Origin of the sequence: Roseovarius sp. (assembly GCF_018066915.1) — a bacterium.
Lineage (GTDB): Bacteria > Pseudomonadota > Alphaproteobacteria > Rhodobacterales > Rhodobacteraceae > Roseovarius.
Window position 1 is genome coordinate 1 of sequence record NZ_JAGPVV010000266.1, and the last position, 6,191, is coordinate 6,191.

6 protein-coding genes and 1 pseudogene are annotated in these 6,191 nt (G+C 63.3%); 3 read left to right on the forward strand and 4 right to left on the reverse strand.

The features are described 5' to 3' along the window. A pseudogene (locus KBT70_RS14925) lies at positions 1-266 on the reverse strand (phosphoserine aminotransferase); the annotation flags it as partial. A gap of 158 nt (positions 267-424) precedes the next feature. On the opposite strand from KBT70_RS14925, the gene serB reads away from it, so the two are divergent. Beyond that, positions 425-1,294, forward strand: coding sequence for a phosphoserine phosphatase SerB (serB, locus tag KBT70_RS14930; protein WP_296635466.1), 870 nt, complete (start codon positions 425-427; stop codon positions 1,292-1,294). A 15-nt stretch (positions 1,295-1,309) separates the two neighbouring features. Here serB and KBT70_RS14935 read toward each other — a convergent pair whose 3' ends face one another. Further along, positions 1,310-2,119, reverse strand: coding sequence for a division plane positioning ATPase MipZ (locus KBT70_RS14935; RefSeq protein WP_296635469.1), 810 nt, complete (start codon positions 2,117-2,119; stop codon positions 1,310-1,312). 155 nt (positions 2,120-2,274) lie between these two features. On the opposite strand from KBT70_RS14935, the gene KBT70_RS14940 reads away from it, so the two are divergent. Together KBT70_RS14940 and KBT70_RS14945 are read left to right on the forward strand one after the other, a co-directional pair. Beyond that, positions 2,275-3,804, forward strand: coding sequence for an AAA family ATPase (locus KBT70_RS14940; protein ID WP_296635471.1), 1,530 nt, complete (start codon positions 2,275-2,277; stop codon positions 3,802-3,804). After that, positions 3,801-4,520 carry an SDR family oxidoreductase gene (locus KBT70_RS14945; protein ID WP_296635474.1) on the forward strand — a complete coding sequence of 240 codons (720 nt, stop codon included), beginning with the start codon at positions 3,801-3,803 and terminating at the stop codon, positions 4,518-4,520. Before KBT70_RS14940 ends, KBT70_RS14945 begins: the two co-directional genes overlap by 4 nt. 9 nt (positions 4,521-4,529) lie before the next feature. On the opposite strand, the gene KBT70_RS14950 is transcribed toward KBT70_RS14945, so the two are convergent. Together KBT70_RS14950 and KBT70_RS14955 are read right to left on the reverse strand one after the other, a co-directional pair. Beyond that, positions 4,530-5,306 (reverse strand): transglutaminase family protein, encoded by a 777-nt coding sequence (locus tag KBT70_RS14950; protein WP_296635480.1) that lies wholly within the window; start codon positions 5,304-5,306, stop codon positions 4,530-4,532. 63 nt (positions 5,307-5,369) lie between these two features. Continuing rightward, entirely contained in the window at positions 5,370-6,128 is a 759-nt protein-coding gene (locus tag KBT70_RS14955) for a TIGR02186 family protein (RefSeq protein ID WP_296635484.1), read from the reverse strand. Positions 6,129-6,191 lie beyond the last annotated feature (63 nt).

Genomic DNA, 6,191 nt, shown 5'->3' on the forward strand with positions numbered 1-6,191 from the left:
GCGCCCAAAAGGCTCCACATCGCCATTTCGACAGCGCCGGTATCAGAGGCGGGCACAATGCCAATCTTGTAATCGGCAGGCACGCCCAGAATGGCGCGTGTGTTCTCGATGGCGGCCTTCAGCTTGGCCTTGCCCACAGCAGCGCGGTGGCTACGACCCAAGGGGGCGTCAGACAGCATGTCGAGCGTGAATGTGGGGATTTTGGCACAGGGGCCAGAGGAAAAACGCGGATTTTCCGGCCGCGTTGCCGGTGCTTCAATAGCCATATAGCTACCCTCTCAGATAAGCGCCCTTCGTTGGGGAAGGGTGTCCCACTGACTGGATTACGGCCAAGCGGGGTCTTTCGCAAGTGCAGAAATGACGCTAGAACGCCGCTTGAGTGAGAAAATGCGACACCGCGCGCCTACGATCGGAAACCTGCCCCATGTTCACCACCACCTTGATCGCAGCACCCGGTGCGCTTGACCCCGCTCTTGCCGAGGCATTGCGCAATGCTTGGGGAGGCGGCGCAGTGCAATGGCTGGCCCCCGACGAGGCGGCGGAGTTCGACATGCCGGAGGTGCCCGGCAACCGGTGGGAGGTCTGGGCCGAGTTGCAGAACCAACGTGTTGACCTGGTGGTTCAGCCCACCGAGGGGCGGCGCAAGAAAATGCTGCTCGCCGACATGGACAGCACCATGATCCAGCAGGAATGTATCGACGAGTTGGCCGAGGTTGCGGGCGTCGGCGCGCATGTCCGCGCCATCACCGCGCGGGCGATGAATGGCGAGTTGGATTTCGAGGGCGCGCTGATCGAACGCGTGGCGCTGCTCCGGGATCTGCCTGAAACGGTGATTGGAGAGGTTCTGGCAAGCCGGATCACCTATATGCCCGGCGGCGCAGCCTTGGTGGCCACGATGCGGGCCAACGGTGCCTATTGCGCGCTGGTCTCGGGTGGGTTCACCGCCTTTACAGGCACCGTTGCGGCGCATCTCGGGTTTGACGAAAACCGCGCCAACACGCTTTTGACTGAGAATGGGCGTCTGCTGGGTGATGTTGCCCGTCCGATTCTGGGGCGCGCGGCCAAAGTTCAGGCTTTGGAAGAGATCAGCGCGCGGCTGGGGATCACAGAGGCCGACGTTCTCGCTGTCGGGGATGGGGCGAATGATCTTGGTATGCTGGGCCGCGCGGGTGCTGGTGTAGCCCTCCATGCCAAACCGAGCGTCGCCGCCGAATGCGACATCCGCATCAATCACGGGGACCTGACTGCGTTGCTCTATATCCAAGGCTATGCGCGGGATCAGTTCGTGATCTGAGACCCATGCAGAGGGTTAGAAATTCGCGGTCACACCCGGCAGGTTCAGCGCCTTGATCAGATCACGCAATTCCTGACGTGCGGCGATGTTCGAGATGTTGAGCCCCTTGACCCCGATATCCTTGAGGTCGAGCAGTGTAAGGCCGCGCGGGAACAATTCGCGAAAGATCACCCGCTCGTTGAACCCAGGTGCCACGCGGAAACCGATCCGCTTGGCGAGGTTGTCGACGGCATCGCCCATCTTCTTCTTGTTGACCATCTGTTGTGCGCCCAGACGGTTGCGCACCACGACCCAGTCAATCGCGCGCAACCCGGCCTGCGCCCGCAATTGCCGCGCACTCCAGACCATTTCGGAATAGACCGAGGGGCCCAGGATTTTCTTGCCATCGCTGTCGATCCGGGCCAGCAGATCAAAGTCGATGAAGCTGTCGTTGAGCGGCGTGATCAGGGTATCGGCAAGGCTATGTGCCACCTGGCTCAGACGGGTATGCGAACCGGGGCAGTCGATCACGATGAAATCGCTATCGGCCTCCAGTTCCGCCACCGCCGCCGAGAGGCGTCGGTCATAGACATTCTCGCCCGGCTTGAGCTGATCCGCCGCCACTTCGGGCAGTTCGTGATAGCGCGGGCTGGGCAGATCAAGGCCGGACGTCGCCATGAATTTGGCGCGGTTCTCGGCATAGCGGCCAAAGGTCCGCTGGCGCAGATCAAGATCAAGCGCACTGGTCTTATGGCCCATCCGGGCGAGGGCCGTCGCCACATGCATCGACACGGTCGATTTGCCCGCGCCGCCCTTTTCGTTGCCGACGACGATGATATGCGCCATTGTCCATTTCCCCTTGGTCGCGAGGTGCGGATCGTTGCCGCCCCCGGTCTTTTTGCCAGACAGTAACCGGCTGCGCTGCAATAGGGAAGTGCGCCCCGGCTGGTCAAGCGCCTTTGGCTCTGGCACCTGCCGCACACCAAGGCTAGGGTCGCGCCATGACGCAAACCGCACTGACCTATTCGCCCGATCAGGCCGAGGCGCATGACCGTATCGCGGCGGCGCTGCGCGTCGTGGGCGTAGATATTGACACAGGCCTGCTGACCCCACCACGCGAAGGCAAGGGCGCGGTCATGGCTGTCACCGGCAAGGCGGGATCGGGCAAGACGCTTCTCTTGGCGGCGCTCTATCGCGCGTTGGAAGAGGCAGGTGTCGAAATCGTTTCCGGCGATTACGAGAGCCGCAAGCGGCGCGATAAACGCACGCTGGCGATCCTTGCCCCTACCAACAAGGCGGCAAGCGTGCTGCGCATGCGTGGCGTGCCCGCTACCACCATCCACCGCATTCTCTACACCCCCGTCTATCACCCGGAGTATGAGAAGATCGCCGAATGGCTGGCCGGTCAGGGCGAGCGGCCCGAGATCGAGGGTCTGACCGATCTGGCGCTCGACCGTGCCTTTGCGTTTTACCAGAGCAACAAATCCATCCCCGGCGCCTTGGCTGCCGCTGGCCTGCGCGGGTCGGATTTCATCACCGGCTGGAAGCGGCGGGAAGAGCCGCTGGATATTGGCTTTGTCGATGAGGCCAGCATGCTCGACGGCCAGCAGTTCGAGGACCTGCAAGAGATTTTCCCGACCCTTCTGCTCTTTGGCGATCCGGCGCAGTTGCCCCCTGTCAAATCCACAGGCGGGATGGTGTTTGAAACCCTGCCCGCACCCGCCCGGCTGGAATTGAGCCGTATTCATCGGCAGGACGCGGATAACCCGATCCTTGATCTGGCCCACGCGCTCGCTGATCCTGCGCTGGAGTTTCACCATTTCGAGCGGATGATCGAGGACGCCGCCCGGCGCGATGAACGCGTAAGATGGGCCGAACGGGTCGAGGTCGATCTGATGGCGCGCTCGCCGGTCCTTGTCTGGCGCAATGCCACGCGCATCCGCCTGATCAACGCCTTTCGTGCCGTGCATGGCGCGCCCGAAACCGCGCTCTTGGCGGGAGAGCCGCTGATCTGTGACGGGATCGAGCTGCCGCTCAAGCATCGCAAGAAGCGGCTTGATCTCGAGGCGCGCGGGCTGATCAAGGGGGCGCAGGTGGTTTACCTCGGGCCGGGGCGCAAACCCGGCTTTTCGCGCCTGCATGTGATCGGGGCCGAAGACCCGCAAATCTCGGCGGCCTCCATCGTCAAGATCGAGAAGCCGGATGAGGAAGAGCCGTTCATTCCCTTTGCCGCGAACATGGGGGCCACCTTTCTGCATGGCGCGGCGGTGACAATCCACAAGGCGCAGGGCAGCCAATGGCCTGATGTGCAGGTGTTCGCGCCTGACATCTACGCCGCCGCGCAGATGGGCCGGTCAGAAGCGGGACAACCCCTCTGGAAACGGCTGGCCTATGTGGCGATCACCCGCGCCGAAGAGCGACTGCACTGGATCGTGCGCAACCGGCTGTCCAAACCGACGGCACCGCTCACGGTCGATGATTTGCGCGGAGGGCCGGCGCCTCTGCAACTCGAACAGGAGGAAGAGACATGAAAACCGTTCTGATCACCGGGGCAAGCGCCGGTATCGGGGCCGCCTGCGCGCGTGCCTTTCTGGGGGCTGGATGGCATGTGGGGCTGATGGCGCGGCGCGCCGAGGCGCTCGAGACTGTGGCCAAGGGACATGACAACGCCGTCATCCTGCCCGGCGATGTCACAGACCCCGGCGATGTGGTGCGGGTGTTCGAGGATTTCATTGCGCGGGCCGGACGACTGGATGTGCTCTTCAACAACGCCGGCAGTTTTGGTCGCGCCGCGATGATCGACGAACTGAGCTATGAGGAATGGCGGCGGGTCGTGGATGTGAACCTGAACGGCATGTTTCTCTGTGCGCGGGCGGCCTTTGCTCAAATGCGCGCGCAGTCCCCGATGGGTGGGCGGATCATCAACAACGGCTCGATTTCCGCACATGCGCCGCGCCCCGGATCGGTGGCCTATACCACCACCAAACACGCCATCACCGGCTTGACCAAGACGCTCAGCCTCGATGGTCGCCCCTATGACATTGCGTGCAGTCAGATCGACATCGGCAACGCCCGCACCGAATTGCTGGAGGGGATCATCGCCGCCAATCCAGACGCACCGCCCCCTACAATGGACGTCGAGCATGTGGGCGCGTCGGTGCTGCACATGGCTGAATTGCCGCTTGAGGCGAATGTGCAGTTCATGACGCTGATGGCAACGAAAATGCCCTATATCGGACGGGGCTGAGGGGGCGCGTCACACCCGCCGCACATCGACCTTTTGCCAGAGCGGGCGCGCCCAGTCTTCGGTTTCCATAAAGGCCACGTCGCTGGCATCCCGGCCAGAGCCGATCACCACCATGTCGGCGGCGCTGCTCATGCCGGTGGCATCGACAAGGTGCCACGCCCCTTCAAGCCACACCTCGGCCACCGCACGAAAATCCGGTGGGTCCACGTCCGCGCCATAAACCGAGGTGTAGCGCGCCGGGATATTGCCCGCGCGGGCCAGACTGCAGACGAGGTGGGCGTAGTCACGGCACACGCCCCGGCGCGCGACAAAGCTGTCCACAGCCGAGGTTGTGGCGCTGGAAGAGCCGGGCACATAGGCAATCTCGGAGCGGGCCCAGTCCACGATCGCCGCAATCCGCGCGCCGCCGTCCAGCCCGCGAAACTGCTGCGCCGCGAACTCGGTCAAGAGATCGGATTGGCAAAACCGCGAGGGGCGCAGGTAGCTGACCACCTCGCCGGGGAGGTCACGCATCGGAGTCCCTGCAAGCCGCTCTAACGCGGCCCCTGCGCGCGTCACCTCGACCAAGGCCCGATACCGCAGCTTCATCCGGTCGCTGGTCACATGCGCCCAGACCCGCCGCCCCGGCATACCCTCAACCTCGATCCAACGCAGATCGGCCCCCTCGACATCAAGCGTGCTCTCGATCACGGCTTGCCCATCGGTCTGGGCCGCCTCGAGCGTCAAGAGCACGGTATCATGCCCTGTCAGTTGATAATCCATGGTCACGTCAATGTTCAGGCGCATAGGCTCTCTATCGTGGTCAAAGGGTTTGGGCATGGGCGGCCGGGCACGCGGCCCACGGCGGCATCAGCCGCGCCGCATCGCTTGAAAGGCTGCGGACGCGCCCCAGCCCGCCGCGATGGCAATCGCCAGAGACATCAGGCCATAGACCAGCGGTTGCTGGCGGGACAGGGTGTAGAGCCAGCGTTCCAGCCCCACTTTCTGCACGTCGATCACGGTTTCGAGTTGTGACACCACGCGCCCCTCTCGGGTCAGGAATATCCGGGTCAGATATTCCCCTTCGGTCAGGTTGGCCGGGAGTTGGATCGCGCCACGAAATAGCGTTTCCTGATCCAGCACCACAGCGCCTTCGCGCATGGCATAGGCCCCTTGATCGCGGCGGATGCGGATCAGGGCATCTGTGAAACGCTCGGCATCCTCGGCCATGCTTGCCGCACCCACGGATCGTATCGCGCGCGGGATCGAGACGCGATGCCGCAAATCCTCGGTATCGGACATGACCTTGTCGAGCGGGCCGGTCGTGGCCACGGCATAAAAGCTGGGCGCAGAATCGAGCACGACCATATCCGTGTTGACCCAGATGCCAAAGCGACGGTCCTTGCGCCGCACGGTGACGGGCTCTGACGGGCCCGCGACAGCGATGACGACATCCAGCGGAATATCCGGAATCGGCTCTTCCCGCTTGACCGCGCCAAAGATCAGGATTTCAGAGCCTTCAAAGGTCGCGGTAATCGCGACCTTGTCCTTGCTCAGGCCCAACACAACTTCTTCGGCGCGGAGTGGCAGGGCGGCAAAGCCCAGCAAGAGCACCAGACGCCAGAGCATCACGCGCCCCCGCCTGTTCCAAGCGAGTAGAGTTCCGACGGTGTGGCCAAGAGATCGAACGCC